Below are 20,984 nucleotides of genomic sequence, written 5' to 3' on the forward strand. Positions count from 1 at the left end.
GCCGATCGGAGCGATGATGGCTGCATGCGGCGTTCGGGGGACGTCGCGTTCAGGGTCGCCGTCCTGGTGGTGGTCTGGATCGTCCTCGGGAGGGCGATCGGTCTGCTCACCGGCGGCACTCCGGATGCGACGATCGCATCAGCAGTCGTCACCACAGCGTTGTGGTACGCGACGGCGGGTGCTCTCGCGCTCCGCGACGGGCGACTCGCCCGGCCCCGGCCGTACCCGACCTGGTTCCTCGTGGGCCTGATCTCCGCCGTCGTCTGCGTCGGGTGGCAGTGGGCGTCCAGCGCGGTCTCGACCGGTGACGTCGACCTGCTGCTGCTTCGCGACAGCCTCGTCGTGCTGACTCCGGGCCTGGCCGTCGGCGCGTGGGCCTGCGCCGCGGTCGGACTCGCCCTCGGCCGCCGCGACGCCGAGGCGCTCGACCGGCCGGAGCGCGAGCGCCCGCAGCGTCACCGGCCGCTGACGCGGTCCGCCATCCGAGCGATCCAGGACGTCGTCGCGCCACGGCTGTCCTCGCGACGGTCCGCCGCGCGGTAGGCCGCGTACATCGCCTGCACGCCCAGCCACCGCAGCGGCTCGGGCTCCCACCTGCGGGTGCGGTGGCCGACCCACGGCAGCGCGGTGAGTGCCGTGGCGTCGCCGAGCACCAGGTCGCGGAGGGTCCGTCCGGCGAGGTTCGTCGTCGCGACACCGTGACCGGTGTAGCCGCCCGCGGCCGCGAGGCCGGTCGTCCGGTCGAGCGTGACCGTCGCGCACCAGTCCCTCGGGACGCCCAGGACGCCCGCCCACGCATGGTCGATCCGGGCGCCGGCCGCCGACGGGAACCGCCGCGCCAGCACGTCACGGAGGCTGTCGACGGTCGCCGCCTGCGTGCTCCCGTCGTGGTCGGTCCGCGAGCCGTACCGGTAGGGGACGCCGCGTCCGCCGATCGCGATCCGGTCGTCGGCGGTCCGCTGCGCGTACATGTAGGCGTGCGCCTGGTCGCCGACCGTGTCGTACGCCGCCCAGCCGATCTCGTCCCACACGGCCGACCCGAGCGGTTCGGTGACGATCATCGCCGAGTTCATCGGCAGCCACGTACGACGCAGGCCGGGCAGCCCGGCCGTGAACCCCTCGGTCGCACGCACGACGTACGCCGCACGCACGGTCGCCGGACGCGCAGCCGCCACACCGGTGGCACGGACGCGCACCGCGCCGGGCTCGATCGCGGTGACCTCCGTCCCCTCGTAGATCTCGACTCCGAGCCGTTCGACCACGTCGGCCAGACCCGTGACCAGCTTCGCGGGGTTGATCCGGGCGCAGTGCGGCGTCCACATCCCGCTCACGGCGTCGGCTACCGCGACGCGTGCCGCGACGTCGGCAGCGTCGAGGAACTGGTGGTCGTGGTCGCCCCAGGACTCGGCGTACGCGTGGTCGGCTCGGAGCCGCTCGTCCTGAGCGCGGCTGCACGCGACGGTGAGCTCGCCGCCCTTGACGACGTCCGCATCGATGCCCTCGGCGGCAGCGACCGCGATGACCTCGTCGACCGTCGCCTTCATCGCGTCGCTCAGCGCGACGACACCGTCGCGGCCGCCGGCCTTCGCGTACACCTCGGGGGACCCTGCCATCGCCGCGGTCAGCCAGCCGCCGTTGCGGCCCGACGCGCCGTACCCGCACATCTGCCGCTCGAGGACCGCGATCCGCAGGCTCGGGTCGGCCTTCGCGAGGTAGTAGGCCGTCCACAACCCCGTGTAGCCGCCTCCGACGATCGCCACGTCGACCTGGTGGTCCCCGGCGAGCACGGCGCGGGACGGCGCGGTGCGGCCGAGCTCGCTCATCCAGTACGAGATGCGGCCGTTGACACGCGGCTGCATGGTCACAGGGCCACCGCCTTCCCGCTGACCCGGACCCGGGTGGTGTCGGCGCTCAAGGCCACGTGGATCAGGCTCGGCCTGCCCATGTCGACTCCCTGCTCGATCGAGAAGGCGGCATCGGGGGCGACGAGGCCGTGGTGCGCGAGGTAGGCGCCGAACGCCGCCGCTGCAGCGCCGGTCGCCGGGTCCTCGACGACACCGCCGACCGGGAACGGGTTGCGTGACTGGAACGTCCCGTAGTGGTCCGGCCAGACGAGCTGCAGCGTGGTGAGGTTCGCGCGCTGCATCACGTCGCGCAGTCGGTCGAACGGGTACGAGAGGTTCGCGAGTCGCTCGCGGGTCCGCGTCACGAGCACGAGGTGCCAGACGCCTGCGTTCGCGCACGACACCGGGTAGCGCGGATCGAGGTCGTCCCGAGACCACCCGAGCGTGTCCAGCACCTCGGCGACGAGCGTCACGTCTGCCGGGACGACCTGCGGCTCCACGCTCGTCAAGGTCGCCCACAGCCGGCCGTCCTGGTTCACCGTGTCGACGGCGATCGCACCGGCACGCGTGTGGAAGGTCAGCGCACCCGCGCCGTGCTTCTCGGCGAGTGCGACACCGCTCGCCACGGTCGCGTGCCCGCAGAAGGCCACCTCGGCCTCCGGCGCGAAGTAGCGCACGTCGTACGCCCTCGGCTCGCCGTCGCGCGGGGCCAGGAAGGCGGTCTCGGAGTAGCCGACCTCGGCAGCGGTCGCGAGCATCTCGCTGTCTGACATGCCGGTGGCATCGAGCACGACCCCTGCCGGGTTGCCGCCGTCGGGGTCGTCGGAGAACGCGGTGTAGCGGAGGACCTCGGCCATGGGGTCACGCTAGCCCGAGCTGCAGCCGTGACCGCACCGCGGGCGCGAACGGACTCCACAGGAACCAGCCCGGCAGCTGCCGCAGGAGCCAAGGCGGGCCCGACAGCACGACCTGGCCGGTCGCGCGCGCCGTACGGAGCGACACGATCCCGGAGAACACCCGCATCAGCGCGACCGGCTCGGCGCTCACGACCACGTCGGTGTCGAAGCCGGGGTGGCTCGTGCAGACCGACGGCTCCCCGCGGTCGAGGACGAGCCAGATCCTCGTCGGGTCCGGCCCCGTGTAGTCGAACTCGACCACCACGCGCCGCTCGGACGGAATCCGGTCGAGGTCCAGGCGCCGCGACATCCACCACGTCAAGGTCACCGGCTCGACCTCCCGGGGCTCCGGCTCCGCGAACATCCACCGCACCGCCCACTCGCCGAAGGCCATGATCACGGCCTCGAGATCCCTGCCGGCATCGGTCAGCTCGTACTGGTGGCCGCCCTTCACCGGCACGCGGTCAAGCACCCCGCACTGCTCGAGGTGCCGCAGCCGGCGGAGCAGGAGCGTACGCGAGATGCCGGGCAGCGCCCGCGCGATGTCGTTGAACCGGCAGCTGCCGAGCACCAGCTCGCGGGCGATCAGTGGTGTCCACCGGTCGGCGAGCACCTCGCTGGCGAGGGCGACGGGGCAGTACTGGTTGTAGTCGCGCACGCCTCCAGTGTCGTCCGCCTCCCCCTCCGCGACTAGTACTGAACGTGTACCGGCCTGGTCCCGTTCGTGCACTAGGAGGACGCGGTGCGCCGCTGCTGTCGTGGAGGAGCCCCCACCCGACCGAGGAGGAGCCCGATGACCACGACGACGTTCGACGCTGCGGCGTACAAGCGCACGACCCGCGCCCAGTGGGAGGAGGCGGCTGACGCCTGGGACCGCTGGGGCCCGAGGATCGAGGAGTGGCTCGGTGCCGCCACCGAGGTGATGCTCGACGCCGCGGCCGTCGCCGACGGCAGCGCGGTCCTGGACGTGGCCGCCGGAGCCGGCGGGCAGACGCTCGCCGCCGCGCGGAGGGTCGGGCCGACCGGGCGCGTCCTCGCCACCGACGTGTCCCCGGCGATCCTGGAGCACGCCGCACGCGCAGCCCGGGACGCGGGGCTGGACCAGGTCGAGACGCTCGAGGCCGACGGCGAGGACCTGTCCGCGGTCGAGGCCGGAGCGTACGACGCCGTCATCTCGCGCGTCGGCCTGATCTACTTCCCCGACCAACAGGCTGCCCTGGCGTCGATGCGGCGCGCGCTGCGCCCGGGCGGCCGCGTGTCCGCCGTCGTGTACGCGGCGGCCGACCTGAACGGCTTCTTCGCGATCCCGGTCGGCATCATCCGCCGGATCGCCCAGCTGCCGCCGCCGCTCCCGGGCCAGCCCGGTCCCTTCAGCCTCGGCGCGCCCGGCGCGGCCGAAGCAGCCTTCACGGCTGCGGGCCTGAAGGACGTCACGGTCACGCGGGTTCCCTCACCGGTCCGGATGGCGAGCGCTGCGGAGTGCGTGCAGTTCGAGCGGGAGTCGTTCGGAGCGCTGCACCAGATGCTCGCGAACGTCGGTCCTGCGGAGCGCGAGGCCGCGTGGGAGGAGATCGCCGACGCCCTGCGGGAGTTCGAGGGACCCGAGGGCTTCGTCGGTCCGTGCGAGATGCTCGTCGTGTCGGGAGTCAGCTGACCGCCTGCCATCCCGCCCCCGCCGGTCGAGGCGCCACCCCTCACTGGTCGAGGCCGGAGCGCCAGCGGAGGATCGAGACCCGGTCTCGATCGCTCCGCGCCTCGACCACCAAAAGGGGCCCGCCCAGACCACCAAAAGAGCGCCGCCCCGACCGCCCGAAAGGGGCCCCCGCAGGCAACCCCCCGCTGGTCGAGGCCGGAGCGCCAGCGGAGGATCGAGACCCGGTCTCGATCGCTCCGCGCCTCGACCACCAAAGGGGCCCGCCCCGACCACCAAAAGGGGCCCGGCCCGGGCCAAGCCCGGCCCCGGCTCATCGCGGGACGTGTGCCATCCAGTCCGGGGGCACGCGCCCCGCAGGGCCGGGAGCAGGCTGGTCAGCAGGGTGCGACCCCGGGGGCGCCAGATCGGGCCCCGGCAGGATCGTCTGCTCCTCGAAGTCGTAGAACCAGTCCTCGCCAGGCTCGAACGACTGGATGTAGCGGTGTCCCGTGGCCCGCCAGTGCGCGGACCCGTGGGCGCCGGGGGACGAGTCGCAGCACCCGACATGACCGCACTGCGCGCACCGCCGCAGGTGGAACCACCAGCCCTGCGGGTCGGCGGCCTCACACTCCTCGCACGCCGTACCGCTCGGCGGCACCGTCACGTCGATCCCGTCGGTCATCTCGGGTCCCCCTCCCGTTGCAGGCCGTCGTCTGGTCAGGCTACGTCGGGACAAGGCGCTCCGCACCTGCCGAGCGCGCCGCGATCCGAGCACCCGTGCCACGATGGCGGCATGGGAGACGACTCGCGGCACGAGCACCCTCACGGCACCATCGCCGGACCACGCGACGACGACTTCGTCGAGCGCTGGTCGTACGGGAATCCGGAGGCGCCGATCACCATCGTGGAGTTCGGCGACTTCGAGTGCCCGTACTGCGGCGCGGCGAAGCCGGTGCTCCACGACCTGATCGAAGGGTCGGACGGCCAGGTGCGTCTGGTCTGGCGGCACTTCCCGCTGTTCACTGTCCACCCGTTCGCGCTCACCGCGGCGCTCGCGGCGGAGGCAGCCGGCCACCAGGGCGCGTTCTGGCCGATGGCGGGCCTGATGTTCAAGCACCAGGACCACCTCGACGACGCGTCCCTCGTCCGCTACGGCGAGCAGCTCGACCTCGACACGACCAAGCTGGTCGGCGACGCGGCGCAGAAGTACGCCGACGCGGTGCGGACCGACTACCAGGACGGGATCGACGCCGGGGTGCACGGCACGCCGACGCTGTTCATCGACGGTGAGCCGTACACCGACGGCGTCAACGTGCGCGACCTGCGCGCCGCGATCGGGCTGTCACGCCGGGGCGCGCCACGGCCCGGTCGGTAGCGGCGGCGGCCCTTCGTCCTCGTCGGCCGAGCACAGCGGCATCCGGTCGCCGAAGTAGCGCAGCACGACGGCGCCGATCACGGCCGACACCAGCGAGCCCACGAGGATGCCGATCTTGGCCTCGTCGCGCAGCAGCTCGTCGTCGAAGGCGAGGTCGCTGACGAAGAGGGCGATCGTGAACCCGATGCCGCAGAGGAACGCGCCGCCGACGAGGTGGCCGTACCGCACCTGGCCGGGCAGCCGACCGAGTCCCGTCTGCAGGGCGATCGCCGCGCCGGCGACGACGCCCACCGCCTTGCCGACGACCAGGCCGAGCACGACGCCCCACAGGATCGGGCTCGAGAAGGCCTCGCCCACAGCGCCGCCCGTGAGCACCACGCCGGCGTTGGCGAGACCGAACAGCGGGACGATCACGTACGAGCTGAGCGGGTGCAGCGCGTCCAGGACCCGGTCGCTCGTCGGGATCGCGGAGCGGGCGGCGTTGACCGCCAGCCGAGAGCGCGACGAGTCGAGCTCCTCGATCAGCGCCCGCCCGTAGAAGCCGAGGTATCGGCGGGTCTCGTCGTCGTGACCCCGGCGCCGGGTCGGGACCGACAGCCCGACGGCGACGCCCGCCAGCGTCGGGTGCAGGCCCGACTCGAGCACCGCGACCCAGAGGACGGCACCGGCCAGGAGGTACGGCGTGATCTGCCAGACCCCGATCCAGCGCATCACGAACAGCGCCACGATCAGCACGCCGGCGAGGACGAGCGCCTTCATCGAGACGTCGTCGGAGTAGAAGATGCCGAGGAGAGCGATGGCGCCGATGTCGTCGAAGATCGCGAGCGTCAGCAGGAAGACGCGCAGCTGGTCGGGGCAACGCGGTCCGACCAGGGCGAGGACCCCGATGACGAACGCGGTGTCGGTCGACATCGGGACGCCCCAGCCGGCGGCGTCGGGTCCCGACGGGTTGATCAGGAGATAGAGCCCGATCGGTACGGCGAGGCCGCCGATCGCCCCGAACAGCGGAACCGACGCGGCACGGAACGACCGCAGCTCGCCGACGGTCAGCTCCCGGTTCACCTCGACACCGACGACGAGGAAGAAGATCGCCATCAGCCCGTCGTTGACCCAGTGGTGCAGGCTGAGGTGCAGGCTCCAGTCCCCCACCTCGAGTGAGGTCGGCGTCTCCCAGAAGTGGTGGTACGAGCCCTGGGCTACGTTCGCCCAGATCAACGCCGAGGCGGCGGCCAGCAGCAGGATCGTCGCGCCACCGCCCTCGGTCGCGAAGTACCGCCTGAGGCCGGGCGACAGCCGCGGGTACGGGACGACGACGCGTGGGCGCGGACCGGGCCTGGTCGGCACGCCGGTGGGGATCGGGTCGGTCACGGGGTCCAGGGTGTCAGACCGTCGGCGAGACGGCGTGGCGCGATCCCTGCGCCGGGCGGCGAGAAACGCGTGGCGTCGTGTCGGTGCGGCTACGTATCGTCGATCGGGTGACCCTCCGCACGAGCCGCACCCCGGCCGACGACCCGACCGACACCCCGACCGACGCGGTCAAGCGCGATCTCTCCTTCGCCGCGCTCGGCCTCACCGTCGTCCTCTGGGCATCGGCGTTCGTGGGCATCCGTGCGGTGGGCGAGACCTACTCGCCCGGAGCGCTCTCGCTCGGGCGCCTGGCGGTCGCCGCACTGGCGCTGTCGGTGCTCTTCCTCCCGCGTCAGCTGACGACGTCGCGTCGCGAGCCGATGCCCCGGGGCCGCACCGCCTGGCTGATCCTCGGCTACGGCGTCCTGTGGTTCGGCGGCTACAACATCGCGCTCAACGCCGGCGAGCGGCACATCGACGCCGGCACGGCTTCGATGCTGGTCCAGCTCGGCCCGATCATCATCGCGGTGATCGCCGGTCTGTTCCTCGGCGAGGGCTTCCCGCGCACGCTGATGATCGGCCTGGCGATCGCGTTCTCCGGCGTCACGCTGATCGCGCTGGGCGGTGAGGGCTCCGGCAACGAGCTCGTCGGCGTCGTCCTCTGCGTGCTGGCCGCCGTCCTCTACGCCGCCGGCGTGCTGATGCAGAAGCCCGTCATGGGCACGGTCAGCCCGCTGATGGTCACGTGGCTCGGCTGCGTGATCGGCGTGGTGGTCTGTCTGCCATTTGTCGGCCAGCTCGTCGAGGAGACCCGCGACGCCTCGACGGGCGCGATCCTCGGCGTGGCCTACCTCGGTCTCTTCCCGACGGCGCTCGCGTTCACCACGTGGGCGTACGCGTTGCGTCGGGTCGGCGCCGGCCCGGCGAGCGCGACGACGTACGCCGCTCCCGCGACCGCGATCCTGCTGTCGTGGCTGTTCTTGGACGAGGTCCCGACCGCGCTCGGGTTCGCCGGTGGCGCACTGTGCCTCCTCGGAGTCGCCGTCACGCGGATGCGACGCCGGACGCCGGCGGCCTGACTCGCCGCCGCCTGACTCGCGGTCTGAGCACCACCGGCCTCGTCGCTACAGCAACAGCCCGCCGATGAGGCGGACGAGGACCTCGGTGCACTCGTCCTTCACCCGCGCGCGGTCCTCGGGCGCTGCCGCCGCGATCGCCATCCCGCACCCGCCGAGCATCGTGAACGTGATGGACGATGCGGTGGCGATCGGCAGCGGCGGGATCCGCCCCGCCGACACGAGCGCTGTCACGACCTGTTCGACGAAGCCCGCGGCGTACTGCTCCTCGCAGCGCTTCCACTCCTCCCAGCCGAGGGCGATGGGGCCCTGCCGCAGGACGATCTCCGCGTAGTCGCTGTCCATCGCGTGGTCGAGGAAGGCGTTGATCGCGGCGAACGCGCCGGCGACCGGGTCCTCGTGCAGGAGGTACGCGTCGTTGAGGCCGGCGATCGCCTCGGTCTCGGTCCGCTCGAGCACCGCCCGGTAGAGGTCCTGCTTGTCCTTGAAGTGGTGGTAGACCGCGCCGCGCGTCACCTGCGCTGCGGAGGCCACCTCGGCCAGCGCCGTACCCGCGTAGCCACGCTCCACGAAGATCTGGGTCGCCGTCGTGAGCAACGCCTCACGGGTTTCGTCCGAGTACTGCTCGCGGCGGCTTCGAGGGGCTGGCATACTCGCAGCATAAGACATACACTGTGTATGTGACCGACAAGACGCAGGTCACCGTCACCGCGTCTGTCGGGGTTCGAGGCCCCGGTACGAGAGGACACATCGATGACCACCTCGACGATCCACCGCTCCGCATGGGAGCAGACCACGAGCCGCCAGCGCGCGCTCCAGACCCTCACCACCACGATCGCCAACGACCCCAGTGAGCTGCAGGACGCCGTGCGCCGCGCCCGCTCGGAGGAGTTCGGTCCGCTCGACTCCCTGCTCCACGAGGCGCACGCCCTCTGGATGCGGACCTTCGACGCACGGCTCGACGCCGTCCTCGAGCACGGCGGGTACGGCGACCAGGCCGCGACCGACGCCCTCTGGACCGAGGTGGGCCGCGCGCTCCCCGGCCTGGCGACGCTGCTCGACGCCTACGCGACGCACCCGACGGTCGTCCAGGCGCACGCCCTCCACGCCCGCCGCATGCGCCGGACGGTCGACGTGGCCCTGCCCTCGGGATGGGAGCCACCCGCCCCGGTGCGCCGGAGCCGTCGCCGTCCCGCGTGCTCGGGGCTCCGCCGGGCGAGGGCGTTGCTGGTCGCGCACTGAGCCACCACCGGCCACCCAGCTCCTGACCGTCGCCGTGCCCCTCCTCCCTCCAGCGCGGCGGCGGTCAGGCTTCGTCCACACCGTCGAGCTTGTCGGGGTTGCGCACGATGTCGATCACGACGACGCGTCCGTCCGAGACCACGAACGACACGACGGACAGCACCCCCGCCCAGTCGCGGGCGAGCACCCCGAACGAGCCGTTGACGAGCACCGGCCGCATCTCCAGCGGCGGCTTCCGCAGGAACCCGAGAAGCACGCGAGCCACCTGCTCCGAGCCCTGCTGCACGCCCCGGAGCGACGACACCTTGCCGCCTCCGTCGGAGCGGAGCAGCACCTGCGGGTCGAGGACCGAGACGAGCGCCCCGAGATCGCCGCCGGCGCACGCGGCGACGAACGCCTCGACGACCTCACGCTGCTCCGCGTCCGTGGCGTGCGCACGCGGCTGGTGACGGCGGACGTCCCTGCGCGCACGTGACGCGAGCTGGCGGACGGCGGCCGGGCTGCGGCCGACCACGTCGGCCACCTCGTCGAACGGCATCCCGAAGACGTCGTGGAGCAGGTACGCGACGCGCTGCGCCGGCGACAACCGCTCGAGGACGACGAGCAGCGCGAGACTGAGCGACTCGTCGAGCGTGACCCGGTCGACCGGATCACCGAGCGCTCCGGTCGACGGCGGCGGCACGATCGGCTCCACCACCGGCTCGGGCAACCACGTCCCGACGTAGCGCTCGCGTCGCGCCTGGGCGCTCCCCAGCTGGTCGAGCGCGAGGTGCCCGACGGTCGTCGTCAACCACGCGCGCAGGTCGCGGATCTCGTCGGCGTCGACGCGTTGGAGTCGCAGCCACGCCTCCTGGACGCAGTCCTCTGCTGCTGCCATCGACCCCGTGACCGCGTACGCGACGTGCTCGAGGTGGCGGCGGTGCTCCTCGAACCGCGCTGCCAGGGCCTCGGCCTCCAGGTCGGAGCCGCCGCCGCTCATGCGCGCTGCCCGATCATGCGTGCACCGACTCCTTCAGCCAGGCCTCGTACGAGCGTGCTCCGCGCAGGTCGGCTGACTCGTCGACGAGCGCACCGTCACGCGCAGCCCTCAGGGCGCCTCCCCACAGCGGGATCCGCAGCGGGACGCGTCCGCGTCCGGTCACCGTGCGCCGCACGCGACCGAGGTCGCGGAGGGTCATGACCTCCGGCCCCACGAGGTTGAGCGTTCGGCCACCGCCGGCGGCCTCGTGCGTCTCGGACGCCACCAGGTCGGCGATCGTGGCAGCGACGTCGCGGACGTCGACCGGCTGGACCGGGACGGCCAGCGAGGGGCGTACGCCGGCCTTCGCGGCGCCGGCGAAGAGGCCGTCGACGAACGGGTGGAACTGCGTGGCTCGCAGGATCGTCCACGGCACGCTGCCGGCCTTGACGACCGCCTCCTGCGCGACCTTCGCGCGGTAGTAGCCGAACCCCGGCACCTTGTCGCACCCCACGATCGAGATGGCGAGATGGTGCCCGACGCCGGCGGCGACCTCCGCCTCGAGGAGTCGCCGTGAGCCGTCGACCAGGACCGCCTCGGCCTGCTTGAGGCTGCTGCCGTTGCTGCAGTCGACCACGACGTCGCACCCCTCGAGCGCTGCGGCGAGGCCCTCCCCCGTGCTCAGGTCGACCGGGAAGTCACTGTGCCGGCTCAGCGCCCGCACCTCGTGCCCGCGGTCCTCGAGCGCGGCACTGGCAGCACTCCCCAGTGTGCCGGTGCCTCCGGCGACTGCGATCCTCATGGCCGTTCCTTCCGTCCTCGATGTGCTCTCACCCTGGGGACGACGTGGCCGCCGCAGGTGTGACATCGGGAACCAACGCGGATCACGCCGGCGGCGTCTCCGGGATGCCGAGCAGCGAGAAGAGCCGCGTGTCGAGGAACGTCGAGATGTTGGCGACTGCTCCGTCACGGACGTCGAGCACGTAGAGCGCCCACGGCACGTAGCCGCCCTCGGGAGCCGCACGCCACTGCGCGAGCCCGGGGGCTCCGTTGACGATCATCGGCACCATCCGCGAGCCGCGGCAGTGCTGACCGGGCCCGAGCATCCAGGTCCGGATGTCGTCACGGCCCTGGATCCACATCTCGTACGGCGGCATGCTCTGCGTCGCGTCCTCGCGGAGCAGCGTGACGAACGTGTCGATGTCGTACGCCTCGAAGGCGGCGACGTACTTCTCGAGGAGCTCCTGCTGCGCGGCGTCGAGCGGGTCGTAGGCGTCGCCGGACTCGGACTGGACGTTGCTCAACGTCGATCGTGCCCGCTGCAGCGCGCTGTTCACCGATGCCACCGACGTGTCGAGCAGGTCGGCGACCTCGGCGGCCTTCCAGCGGAGCACCTCGCGGAGGACGAGCACGACGCGCTGCCGGGGCGGGAGGTGTTGCAGAGCGGCCACGAAGGCGAGCCGGATCGACTCGCGCCCGACCGCGACGTCGGCCGGGTCGGCGGAGTCGGGGAGGATCCGCTCGTCGGTCATCGGCTCCATCCACGCCTCGTTGGCGCGCTGAGCGGCGAGCGAGTCGGCGACCGGCTGCCACGCGGTCGCGGAGAGGTCCATGGGACGCGCGCGGCGCTGGCCGGACCCCAGCGAGTCCATGCAGACGTTGGTGGCGATGCGGTAGAGCCACGACCGCAACGAGGACCGGCCCTCGAACTTGTCGAGGCTGCGCCACGCGCGGACCATCGTCTCCTGGACCGCGTCCTCGGCGTCGAAGGCCGAGCCGAGCATGCGGTAGCAGTAGCCGGTCAGCTCGCGCCGGTACTCCTCGATGTCGAGCTCGGTCGTTGCAACAGCCGTCATGGTGCCCCCGTCCGTGGCAGCACAACACTGCCATCCCCACAGGAAACCGTACGCATCTGACAGTTCTGCGACAACGGCGTTCTTGCGGCTCGGGCGCGTGACCGGAAGCGGACACATCTCTAGCAGTGTGATGCGGGTCACTCTAGGTTCGAGTTCGTCACCCGGTTTGAAACGTTCAAACGTTCCACGCACAGCGAAGGAGCCACCGTGGTCGTCCGTACTCGCGCTCTTGCTCTCCTGGCCGCCGGCGCGGTGCTGGTCGGCATCCAAGCGCCTGCCACCGCACCCGCCGCCGGCGCACCGGCGCCGTCCGCGACATCGAGTCCCCCGGGCGTCGGCACCCTGCGCGCCAACAGCACCGAGAACCCGCTCGGCATCGGCGGCGAGGCCCCGCGCCTGAGCTGGCGCCTCGACGCGGATCGACGCGGAGTCACCCAGTCCGCGTACCAGGTCCGCGTCGCCACCAGCGCGTCCCGGCTCGCCGACCCCGACGTCTGGGACAGCGGCAAGGTCGAGTCCGGCCGGTCGGTCGAGGTTCCGTACGACGGCCCCGCCCTCACCTCGCGCACCGGATACGTCTGGTCCGTCCGCGCCTGGGACGACCGGGGCGCCGCCTCCGCGTGGAGCGAGCCGGCGACGTTCGAGACCGGCCTGCTGAGCGCCTCCGAGTGGGACGCCTCGTGGGTCGGCGCCGCGCGCCCGCAGCTCGGCCAGGAGTGGAAGGACTACGCGGTCGAGTTCACGGCCTCGGAGATCTCCGGCGCCCTCGGCGTGTACTTCCGCGGTCGCGACACCGAGCACGCCTACATGTGGCAGATCAGCGCCGCCGAGAGGTCGCTGCGCCCGCACGTGAAGGACGGCGCCTACCGCGTCCTCTCGGCCAAGCCCTTCCCGGCGGGCTTCGACTTCTCCGCCGAGCACCGCTACCGCATCGAGGTCGACGGCACCACGATCCGTACGTCGGTCGACGGCACGCTCCTCGACGAGCGCACCGACACGACGTTCACCGGTCCGGGATCGATGGGCTTCCGGACCAGCAACCCCGAGACGGGCACCGTCCACGACGTCACCGTGACCTCGAAGGACGGCTCGACCCTCGTCGACACCACCTTCGACGAGGGCGACCGCACCTTCGCCGCGGGCACCGTCGCCGGCGGCGCGCTGAAGGTCGACAACGCCGGACCCGAGGCGTGGCTGCGCCAGGACGACCCGGTGCCGCTGCTGCGCAAGGAGTTCGACCTCGCCGACAAGGAGGTCGCCCGCGCCCGCGTGTACGCGTCGGCGCGCGGCGTCTACCGCCTCCACCTCAACGGGGAGCGCGTGGGCGACGACGAGCTCGCACCCGGCTGGACGGCGTACGACAAGCGCATCGACCACCAGACGTACGACGTCACCGACCTCGTGCGCAGCGGTGACAACGCCTTCGGCGCCGAGCTCGCCCGCGGCTGGTACACCGGCAAGATCGCGATGTTCGGCCCCAACACCTACGGCACCGACACCTCGCTGATCGCGCAGCTGCAGGTCGACTTCACCGACGGCACGTCGACGACCGTCTCCACCGACGGCACGTGGAGCACCACCGACGGACCCGTCCGCGAGGCCGACCTCCTCGACGGCGAGGCGTACGACCAGCGCCGCGCCGACGCGCTCGGCGACTGGGACGAGGCGTCGTACGAGCCCGAGGGCTGGTCCGACGTCGTCACGCGCGACGAGCCGGTGGACACCCTGGAACCGCAGACCGCGCCACCGGTCCGCGTCACCCAGGAGCTCACGGACGCGAAGCGCATCGACTCGCCGACCGACGGCGTCTACCTGTACGACCTCGGCCAGAACATGGTCGGCCACGTCCGCGTCACCATCGACGGCGACGAGGGCGACACCGTCAAGATCCGGCACGGCGAGGTCCTCAACCCTGACGGCACCCTCTACACCGCGAACCTGCGCAGCGCGAAGGCGACCGACTACTACACGCTCGGCTCCGACGACGCCGAGACGTACGAGCCGGCGTTCACGTTCCACGGGTTCCGCTACGTCGAGATCAGCGGCGTGGACGAGGCGCCCGACGCCGAGGACCTCGTCGGCGTCGTCGTCGGCACCGACGGCGAGCTCACCTCCGAGCTCGACACGTCGTCGGACCTCGTCGACCAGCTGCACCGCAACATCGTGTGGGGCATGCGCGGCAACTTCCTCTCGATCCCGACCGACACCCCGGCACGCGACGAGCGGATGGGGTGGACCGGCGACATCAACGTGTTCGCCCGGACGGCCGTGTACGACATGGATGCTCAGACGTTCCTCGACAAGTGGCTCCAGGACCTCCGCGACACCCAGCGGCCCAACGGGTCGCTCCCGGGCGTCGCGCCGATCATCCCCGGTCGCTTCGACGGCGGGTACGAGTCAGCGGGCTGGATGGACGCGGGCGTGCACGTGCCGTGGACGCTCTGGCAGGCGTACGGCGACACCCAGGTCATCCGTGACAACTACGCGATGATGCGCAAGTACGTCGACTTCCTCGCGGCCGACTCGACGAACCACATCCGCTCGGCCGGCGGCTACCTCGACTGGCTCAACCTCGACGACAGCACCCCGGCCGACGTGCTGGACACCGCCTTCGTCGCGAAGAGCACCCGTGAGTTCGCGCAGATGGCCGAGGCGATCGGCAACGACGCCGACGCAGCGGCGTACCAGGAGCGGTACGAGGCGATCCGTACGGCGTACCAGGACGCGTTCATCAGCGCGGACGGCACGGTCAAGGGCGACAGCCAGACCGCGTACATCCTCACGCTGACGAACGACCTCGAGCCCGCCGACCGGCGCGATGCGCTCGTCGACCAGTTCGTCGAGACGCTCGAGCGCCGCGACTACCACCTGTCGACCGGGTTCCTCGGCGTGGACGGGCTGCTGCCGGCGCTGACGAAGGCCGGCCGCACCGACATCGCGTACCGGCTGCTCCAGAACGAGGACTACCCCTCGTGGGGCTACGAGATCGGGAAGGGCGCGACCACGATCTGGGAGCGCTGGAACTCGATCAACCCCGACGGCACCTTCAACGACGTCGGCATGAACTCGTTCAACCACTACGCGTACGGCGCGGTCGGCGAGTGGATGTACCGGACGATGGCGGGCGTCTCCGCCCTCGAGCCGGGCTACCGCAAGGTGCTCGTCGCGCCCGAGGCCGGCGACGGCATCGACCACGCGACGTACGCGGTCCAGACCCGGTACGGCACGGTCCGCAGCGCCTGGAAGAAGGTGGCGGGCGGCCTCGACCTCGAGGTCTCCGTGCCGGCGAACGCCACCGCACAAGTCCGTGTCCCGGCCCCGAACCGCTGGGCGGTCACCGAGGGCGGCGCACCCGCCGAGTCTGCCGAGAGCGTCCGGTTCGTGGAGATGAAGGACGGTCACGCGGTGTACGAGGTGGGGTCGGGCGACTACCACTTCGGCATCGACCGCGCGCTCGGCGAGCTCGGTGAGGCGGCGACCGGCGCCGACGTCCTCGCCGGTCAGGTCGACGCGCTCGCGACGCGCGGGCTGCTCACCTCGCTGCTCAAGCGTCACCTTCAGGGCGAGGTCGCGACGCTCGACCGTCAGATCGAGCAGGCCCGTGCGGCCCAGTCCGCGGGGGACCGCGAAGGCGCGACCGCGCGGACGCACCAGGCCCTCGCGACCGTGTCCGCGCTCGAGCTGTGGGTCGACCTCCAGCGGGTGCTGCGGCTCGTCGACAAGCCGACCGCGGAGGCGTTGAAGGCGACGCTGGCGCGCATCGACGGCGACCTCTCGGCAGCGTCCGGCGTGATCGTCGGCGCGGTCGCGAAGGCCGAGCCGCAGGGCACCGTCCACCTCGCGGGCGACACCGTGCGGGTTGCGGTCACGCTGCAGAACACCGGCGGCAAGGCGCTGCCGAACGTCTCCAGCACGCTGCGGTCGGCGTCGGGCTGGTCGGTCAAGCCGGTCGGCTCCCGGCCCGGCTCGGTCGGCGCGGGCAAGACGGTCACGCACCTGTACGACGTGGCCGTCCCCGAGGGCACACCGGTCGGCACCTCGACGCTCGCCGGCACCGTCTCGTACCGGCAGAGCTGGGGCGTGGCGACCCTTCCCGTCGCCGCCGACGTGGTGGTGTCGCCGACGCTGACGCTCGACTCGGCATCGGTGGCGCCGGCCACCGCGACGGCGGGCGACCGGGTGACGGTGACTGCGGTCGTACGCAACCACAGCGCGCGTGCCGCGAGCGGTTCGTTGAGCGTCGCCGGACCTGACGGCACGCTGTCGCCAGAGCCGACGGCGTACTCGGTGCCCGCAGGCGAGACGCGCGAGGTGGCGGTCACGGCGGTCGTCCCGACCACGGTGGTCGCCGGCGCGCTGACGCTCACGGCGTCGACGGGCGAGGTCGAGTCGCAGCAGGCCGCCACGAGCCTCGCGGTCACGCTGGCCACGCCGCCAGAGGGCGCGGTCGACCACGTGGACATCGGTCTCGCCGCGTCGGAGCAGGCGCACGGGCTCACGGCGTCGGAGCACTCCGGCACCAACGTCGAGGCCGGGCTGACGCGGCGCTACACGCACTCGTCGTACCCGGGCGGCTGGTTCGAGACGGACCTCGCGGTCCCGGCCGGCCAGGCGTTCGTGCTGCGGGCGATCGAGACGTACGACGGTGCGCGCCGCAAGACGTACGACATCGTCGTCGACGGGGTGGTCGTGCACAGCCACGACGCCCGACGTACGGAAGGTGGTGCGGGAGCGCAGACGTACCAGGTGCTCGTCGACCGTCCCGACCTGACGGCCGACGGCGTGGTCCGGGTCCGCTTCCAGGACACGGGGGCCGACTACGACCCCTCGATCGCGGACGTGTGGTCGCTGCCGGTCTCCTGACGGCACCACCCGACGAAGGGTCCCCGAGCCGCCCGGCTCGGGGACCCTTCCCGCGTCGCGAGTCACCCTCTCCGCGCCGCGAGCCACCCTTCCCGCGCCGCGAGCCACACTTTCCGCGCCGCGAGCCACTCTCCGTGGCCGGATGCGGTCAGATCCCTTCACGCGTGACCCAGGTCACCCTACGGTCGATTGAAACGTTCAAAAGACGTACGTTCAACCACCGTCCGACCCCACGAGAGGAAGCGATGAGAACGAGGAGCATCACGGCCATCACCGGGACGTCCCTGGTCGCCGCGACGTGCCTGGTCACCGGCGCCGCCGTGGTCGCCGCACCAGCGGTGGCCGCCGCCGGCCACGCCCCCAGCGCGCCACGCACCCTGACCGTCGACGACACCCCGCACCCGCTCAATGTCGAGGGCGCGCCCGCCTTCGGCTGGTTCCCCCAGGATCGTGATCCCGGCGAGGTCCAGACGGCCTACCAGGTCAAGGTCAGCGACGACGACGGTCGTACGGTCTGGGACAGCCGCAAGGTCGAGTCCGACCAGCAGGCCTACGTCGCGTACGAGGGACCCGCGCTCGACGCCGGCTCCGAGTACACCTGGACGGTCCGCACGTGGGACCGCACGCGGCGCTCGTCGCCGTGGGCGAAGGCAGCGACGTTCGAGACCGGCATCTCCGACGCCGACTGGGACGGCGCGCAGTGGATCCAGCGCCCACCGGGTGGTGCGGCACCGGTCGTCGTCGAGGACGGTCGCGCCCGCGTCACCGGCGGCGACGTCACGCTCGCGAAGAACAGCGCGGAGTGGACCGACTACACGTACGAGGTCACCGTGCGCCCCCGCACCGGCGGCGCCGGGATCGTCTTCCGCAACGCGGACCGTCGCAACGGCTACATGTGGCAGCTGTCGACGGCCAACGGCTTCCGCGCGCACCTGCAGCGCAACGGCTCGCACACGGTCCTCGCCACGACGCCGCTCGCGATCGTCGCCGGACAGGACTACCGCGTACGGATCGAGGTCCGCGGCTCGACGTTCACGACCTTCGTCGACGACGTCCAGGTCGACCAACGGACGGACGCGACGTTCGCCCCCGGCGGCATCGGCTTCCGCGAAGCCTCCAACGAGAGCGCGGACTTCGACGACGTCCGCGTCACCGCCGCCGACGGCACGGTCCTGCTGGCCGACGACTTCTCGGGTGGCCTCGGCGCCTGGGAGGTCGCGGCGCCAGGACGTCAGGCCGACGAGTGGACGCTGGCGCGCAAGGACGTCGCGCTGCAGGGACGCAAGGTCGTCCGCGCACGGGCGTACGTCGCGGCGAGCCACACCTACGAGCTCTGGATCGACGGGAAGCGTGCCGACCGCGGCCAGTCCTTCTCGTACCCGGGCGAGGGCTACTACCAGGCCAGCGACGTCACCGACCTCGTCAAGGGCGAGCGTGAGGTCGGGCTCGGGCTCGTCGCGCACTGGTACGGCTCGGGTCAGGGCCGACCGGCCGGCGTCCCGGGTGTGCTCGCGCGCGTCGTCATCGAGTACGCCGACGGGTCCACGCAGACCGTCGTCACCGACGGCACGTGGAAGGTGACCGAAGGCCCGTACGTCCAGGCGGGCCGCCGCAACGGCGAGGGCGAGCAGATCGAGCACCTCGACGGCGTCCGCAAGGCCGCGCTGGAAGGGTGGGACGAGGACGGGTTCGACGACACCGGCTGGGCCGACGCCGTCGTGCTCGGTACGCACCCCGCCGCGCCGTTCACGCACCTGCAGGGCCAAGAGACGCGCATCGACGAGTCGACAGCGCGTCCGGTGCGGATGCTGACCGCCGACGACGGCACCGTGGTCGCCGACTTCGGGAAGGTCATCCCAGCGCGGCCGGTCGTCCGGTTCGACGACGGGGTCGCGGGTCGCGTCGTGCAGATGCGGGCCGGGTACACCCTCAACGAGGACGGCCGCGTCGGCACGTCCACGCTGCAGACGCAGGGGACCAACATGGTGTACCCGTACACCCAGGTCGACGGCGAGCAGTCGTTCGAGGCGTTCACGCACCTCGGCTTCCGCTACCTCGAGATCCCGGCGGCCGGGGAGGAGATCGATCGCCGCGACGTGTCCGCCGTCGTCGTCCACACCACCGTGCCCGAGGGGCAGGAGGCCACGTTCGACAGCGACGACGAGACCCTCGACGCGGTGTGGGACATGATGCAGCGCTCGGCGCTGTACTCGGTCCAGGAGGCGTTCGTCGACACCCCGACCCGCGAGAAGGGACAGTTCCTCGGCGACGCCGCCAACATCTCGTACGCGACGATGCAGGGCTTCGCGGAGCGGGACGCGACGCAGCAGGCGATCCGCGAGTTCCTCGCCTCGGAGAAGCGGCACTGGAGCTCCAACCCGAACGATGCCGGCCGCTACAACGCCGTCTATCCGAACGGTGACGGCAAGCGCGACATCCCGGACTACACCGAGATGTTCGTCGACTGGGTGTGGCGCTACTACCAGGTCACCGGCGATCGGGCGCTGCTCGAGGAGGCGTACCCGTCGATCCAGCGGACCGCCGAGTACGTCCGCCGCCACATCCCCACGTCGGGGCCGACCGCGGGGCTGGTCACGAACCTGACCGGTGGCAGCGGGGCATACCAGTACGGCATCGTCGACTGGCCCGAGCCCGGACGCTTCGGGTACGACATGGGCACCGCCGCGCGGACCGTCATCAACGCCCTTGGCGTTGAGGTCCTGCGCCGTACGGCCGACATGGCGGAGGCGCTCGACCGGCCCGCCGCGGAGGCGGCGGCGTACCGGTCGGCGGAGGACGGACTCGTCGAGGCGATGAACGGGAAGCTCCGCCGTACGGACGGGGTGTACGTCGACGGCCTGCGCGCCGACGGGACGCAGAGCGACCACGCCGGACAGCACAGCACGTCGTTCGCGGTGGCGTTCGACGTCGCGCCGGCCTCGGACCTGCCGGCGCTGGCCGAGCACCTCGCCGGGATGGGGATGAAGCAGGGGCCGATGACCGTGCACCGCCTGCTCCAGGCGCTGGGGAAGGCCGACCGGCCCGACGCGGTGCTGCGGCTGCTGACGAATCCCGACGACCTCGGGTTCGCCAACATCCTCGCGCAGGACGGCACGTTCACCTGGGAGGCGTGGACGCTCGACGCCGGCTCGAACCACAGCCAGTCGCACGGCTGGGGAGCTCAGGCGGCGGTCGACGTGACGGAGACGCTGCTGGGCATCCGGCCGGACGGCGCGGGCGGGTCGACCGTCCGGATCGTCCCGCCGGCGTCCGGGCTCGACCGCGCGTCCGGCTCCGTGCCGACGCAGCGCGGCGAGGTCGCGCTGAGCTGGGAGCGCAAGCGGCACGGCGTACGCGCGTCGCTCGAGGTGCCGGTCAACGTGACGGCGCGGGTGGAGCTGCCGAAGATCGACGGTGCGTCGTACAAGGCCGTCGGCAACACCGATGCACGACTGGTCGGGACGGTGGGTGACCGCGTGGTCTTCGAGGTCGGGGCAGGGAAGACGCAGTTCGTCCCGCTCCCCCGCTGACGCCCTCCCCGGGACGCTGTCCTGGCTCCCCGGGTCACCGCTGGTGACCCGGGGAGCCAGGGAGTGACCGCAGGACGCCAGGACGTGGTCGGGTCAGATGAGGTCGCGGCGGACGGCCCAGACGACGGCCTCGATCGGCGTCGAGACGTCCAGGGTCGAGCACACCGCCCGCAGTCGTCGGCGCACCGTCCGCTCCGAGAGCAGCAGACGACGGCCGACCGCCTCCACGGTCAGGCCCTGCGAGACCAGGTCCAGCAGGACGAGGTCCTCGCGGTCGAGCGGGCTCGGACGACCGACACGCCGGACGTGGCCACCCCGCGTCATCGTTCCCCCCATCCCCCTCATCGAGGTCAGCCCCTCACCT

General features: G+C 72.0%; 17 protein-coding genes. 7 read left to right on the forward strand and 10 right to left on the reverse strand.

Going from position 1 to position 20,984, the window contains the following annotated elements:
• Positions 1 to 24 precede the first annotated feature (24 nt).
• Positions 25 to 543 (forward strand): hypothetical protein, encoded by a 519-nt coding sequence (locus GH747_RS01915; RefSeq protein ID WP_149767751.1) that lies wholly within the window; start codon positions 25 to 27, stop codon positions 541 to 543.
• Here GH747_RS01915 and GH747_RS01920 read toward each other — a convergent pair.
• From GH747_RS01920 to GH747_RS01930, 3 genes are read right to left on the reverse strand one after another with little or no spacing between them, the layout of a single operon-like run.
• Positions 456 to 1,859, reverse strand: coding sequence for an NAD(P)/FAD-dependent oxidoreductase (locus GH747_RS01920; RefSeq protein WP_149768639.1), 1,404 nt, complete (start codon positions 1,857 to 1,859; stop codon positions 456 to 458). The two genes, GH747_RS01915 and GH747_RS01920, sit on opposite strands and share 88 nt — an antisense overlap.
• A 2-nt stretch (positions 1,860 to 1,861) precedes the next feature.
• Entirely contained in the window at positions 1,862 to 2,701 is an 840-nt protein-coding gene (locus GH747_RS01925; protein ID WP_149767753.1) for a PhzF family phenazine biosynthesis protein, read from the reverse strand.
• Between the two features lie 4 nt (positions 2,702 to 2,705).
• Positions 2,706 to 3,398 (reverse strand): winged helix-turn-helix transcriptional regulator, encoded by a 693-nt coding sequence (locus GH747_RS01930; RefSeq protein ID WP_149767755.1) that lies wholly within the window; start codon positions 3,396 to 3,398, stop codon positions 2,706 to 2,708.
• Positions 3,399 to 3,533: 135 nt separating this feature from the next.
• Between GH747_RS01930 and GH747_RS01935 the strand changes: the two genes are divergently transcribed.
• Entirely contained in the window at positions 3,534 to 4,394 is an 861-nt protein-coding gene (locus GH747_RS01935) for a class I SAM-dependent methyltransferase (protein ID WP_149767757.1), read from the forward strand.
• Positions 4,395 to 4,704: 310 nt separating this feature from the next.
• Here GH747_RS01935 and GH747_RS01940 read toward each other — a convergent pair whose 3' ends face one another.
• Entirely contained in the window at positions 4,705 to 5,055 is a 351-nt protein-coding gene (locus GH747_RS01940; RefSeq protein WP_149767759.1) for a UBP-type zinc finger domain-containing protein, read from the reverse strand.
• 111 nt (positions 5,056 to 5,166) lie between these two features.
• Here GH747_RS01940 and GH747_RS01945 point away from each other — a divergent pair, with 111 nt between their 5' ends.
• Positions 5,167 to 5,748 (forward strand): DsbA family protein, encoded by a 582-nt coding sequence (locus GH747_RS01945; RefSeq protein WP_149767761.1) that lies wholly within the window; start codon positions 5,167 to 5,169, stop codon positions 5,746 to 5,748.
• Here the strand turns inward: GH747_RS01945 and nhaA are convergent.
• Positions 5,716 to 7,116, reverse strand: coding sequence for a Na+/H+ antiporter NhaA (gene nhaA, locus GH747_RS01950; RefSeq protein WP_205602720.1), 1,401 nt, complete (start codon positions 7,114 to 7,116; stop codon positions 5,716 to 5,718). The genes GH747_RS01945 and nhaA overlap by 33 nt on opposite strands.
• 107 nt (positions 7,117 to 7,223) lie before the next feature.
• On the opposite strand from nhaA, the gene GH747_RS01955 reads away from it, so the two are divergent.
• Complete coding sequence (locus tag GH747_RS01955) at positions 7,224 to 8,174, forward strand: DMT family transporter (protein ID WP_149767763.1); 951 nt, start codon at positions 7,224 to 7,226, stop codon at positions 8,172 to 8,174.
• Between the two features lie 45 nt (positions 8,175 to 8,219).
• Here the strand turns inward: GH747_RS01955 and GH747_RS01960 are convergent, their stop codons facing one another.
• Entirely contained in the window at positions 8,220 to 8,822 is a 603-nt protein-coding gene (locus GH747_RS01960; protein ID WP_163695245.1) for a TetR/AcrR family transcriptional regulator, read from the reverse strand.
• A gap of 102 nt (positions 8,823 to 8,924) precedes the next feature.
• On the opposite strand from GH747_RS01960, the gene GH747_RS01965 reads away from it, so the two are divergent.
• Positions 8,925 to 9,413: a hypothetical protein gene (locus GH747_RS01965; protein ID WP_149767767.1), complete on the forward strand. Its 489-nt coding sequence runs from the start codon at positions 8,925 to 8,927 to the stop codon at positions 9,411 to 9,413.
• 64 nt (positions 9,414 to 9,477) lie between these two features.
• On the opposite strand, the gene sigJ is transcribed toward GH747_RS01965, so the two are convergent.
• The 3 genes from sigJ to GH747_RS01980 all read right to left on the reverse strand — a co-directional run bounded on the left by sigJ (position 9,478) and on the right by GH747_RS01980 (position 12,227).
• Positions 9,478 to 10,392 carry an RNA polymerase sigma factor SigJ gene (gene sigJ, locus GH747_RS01970; protein WP_149767769.1) on the reverse strand — a complete coding sequence of 305 codons (915 nt, stop codon included), beginning with the start codon at positions 10,390 to 10,392 and terminating at the stop codon, positions 9,478 to 9,480.
• 13 nt (positions 10,393 to 10,405) lie between these two features.
• Positions 10,406 to 11,173, reverse strand: a complete 768-nt coding sequence (locus GH747_RS01975) for an SDR family oxidoreductase (protein WP_149767771.1) — start codon at positions 11,171 to 11,173, stop codon at positions 10,406 to 10,408.
• An 82-nt stretch (positions 11,174 to 11,255) separates the two neighbouring features.
• Positions 11,256 to 12,227, reverse strand: coding sequence for a sigma-70 family RNA polymerase sigma factor (locus tag GH747_RS01980; protein WP_149767773.1), 972 nt, complete (start codon positions 12,225 to 12,227; stop codon positions 11,256 to 11,258).
• A 207-nt stretch (positions 12,228 to 12,434) separates the two neighbouring features.
• On the opposite strand from GH747_RS01980, the gene GH747_RS01985 reads away from it, so the two are divergent.
• Positions 12,435 to 17,090 carry a family 78 glycoside hydrolase catalytic domain gene (locus tag GH747_RS01985; RefSeq protein WP_163695254.1) on the forward strand — a complete coding sequence of 1,552 codons (4,656 nt, stop codon included), beginning with the start codon at positions 12,435 to 12,437 and terminating at the stop codon, positions 17,088 to 17,090.
• Positions 17,091 to 17,335: 245 nt separating this feature from the next.
• Positions 17,336 to 20,620 (forward strand): family 78 glycoside hydrolase catalytic domain, encoded by a 3,285-nt coding sequence (locus GH747_RS01990; RefSeq protein WP_205602721.1) that lies wholly within the window; start codon positions 17,336 to 17,338, stop codon positions 20,618 to 20,620.
• Positions 20,621 to 20,713: 93 nt separating this feature from the next.
• Here the strand turns inward: GH747_RS01990 and GH747_RS01995 are convergent, their stop codons facing one another.
• A complete protein-coding gene (locus GH747_RS01995) occupies positions 20,714 to 20,944 on the reverse strand; it encodes a helix-turn-helix domain-containing protein (protein ID WP_149767776.1) in 231 nt (76 codons plus the stop codon).
• Between the last annotated feature and the right edge of the window lie 40 nt (positions 20,945 to 20,984).

The organism is Mumia xiangluensis (assembly GCF_010994095.1).
In the GTDB taxonomy this organism is placed as follows: Bacteria; Actinomycetota; Actinomycetes; order Propionibacteriales; family Nocardioidaceae; genus Mumia; species Mumia xiangluensis.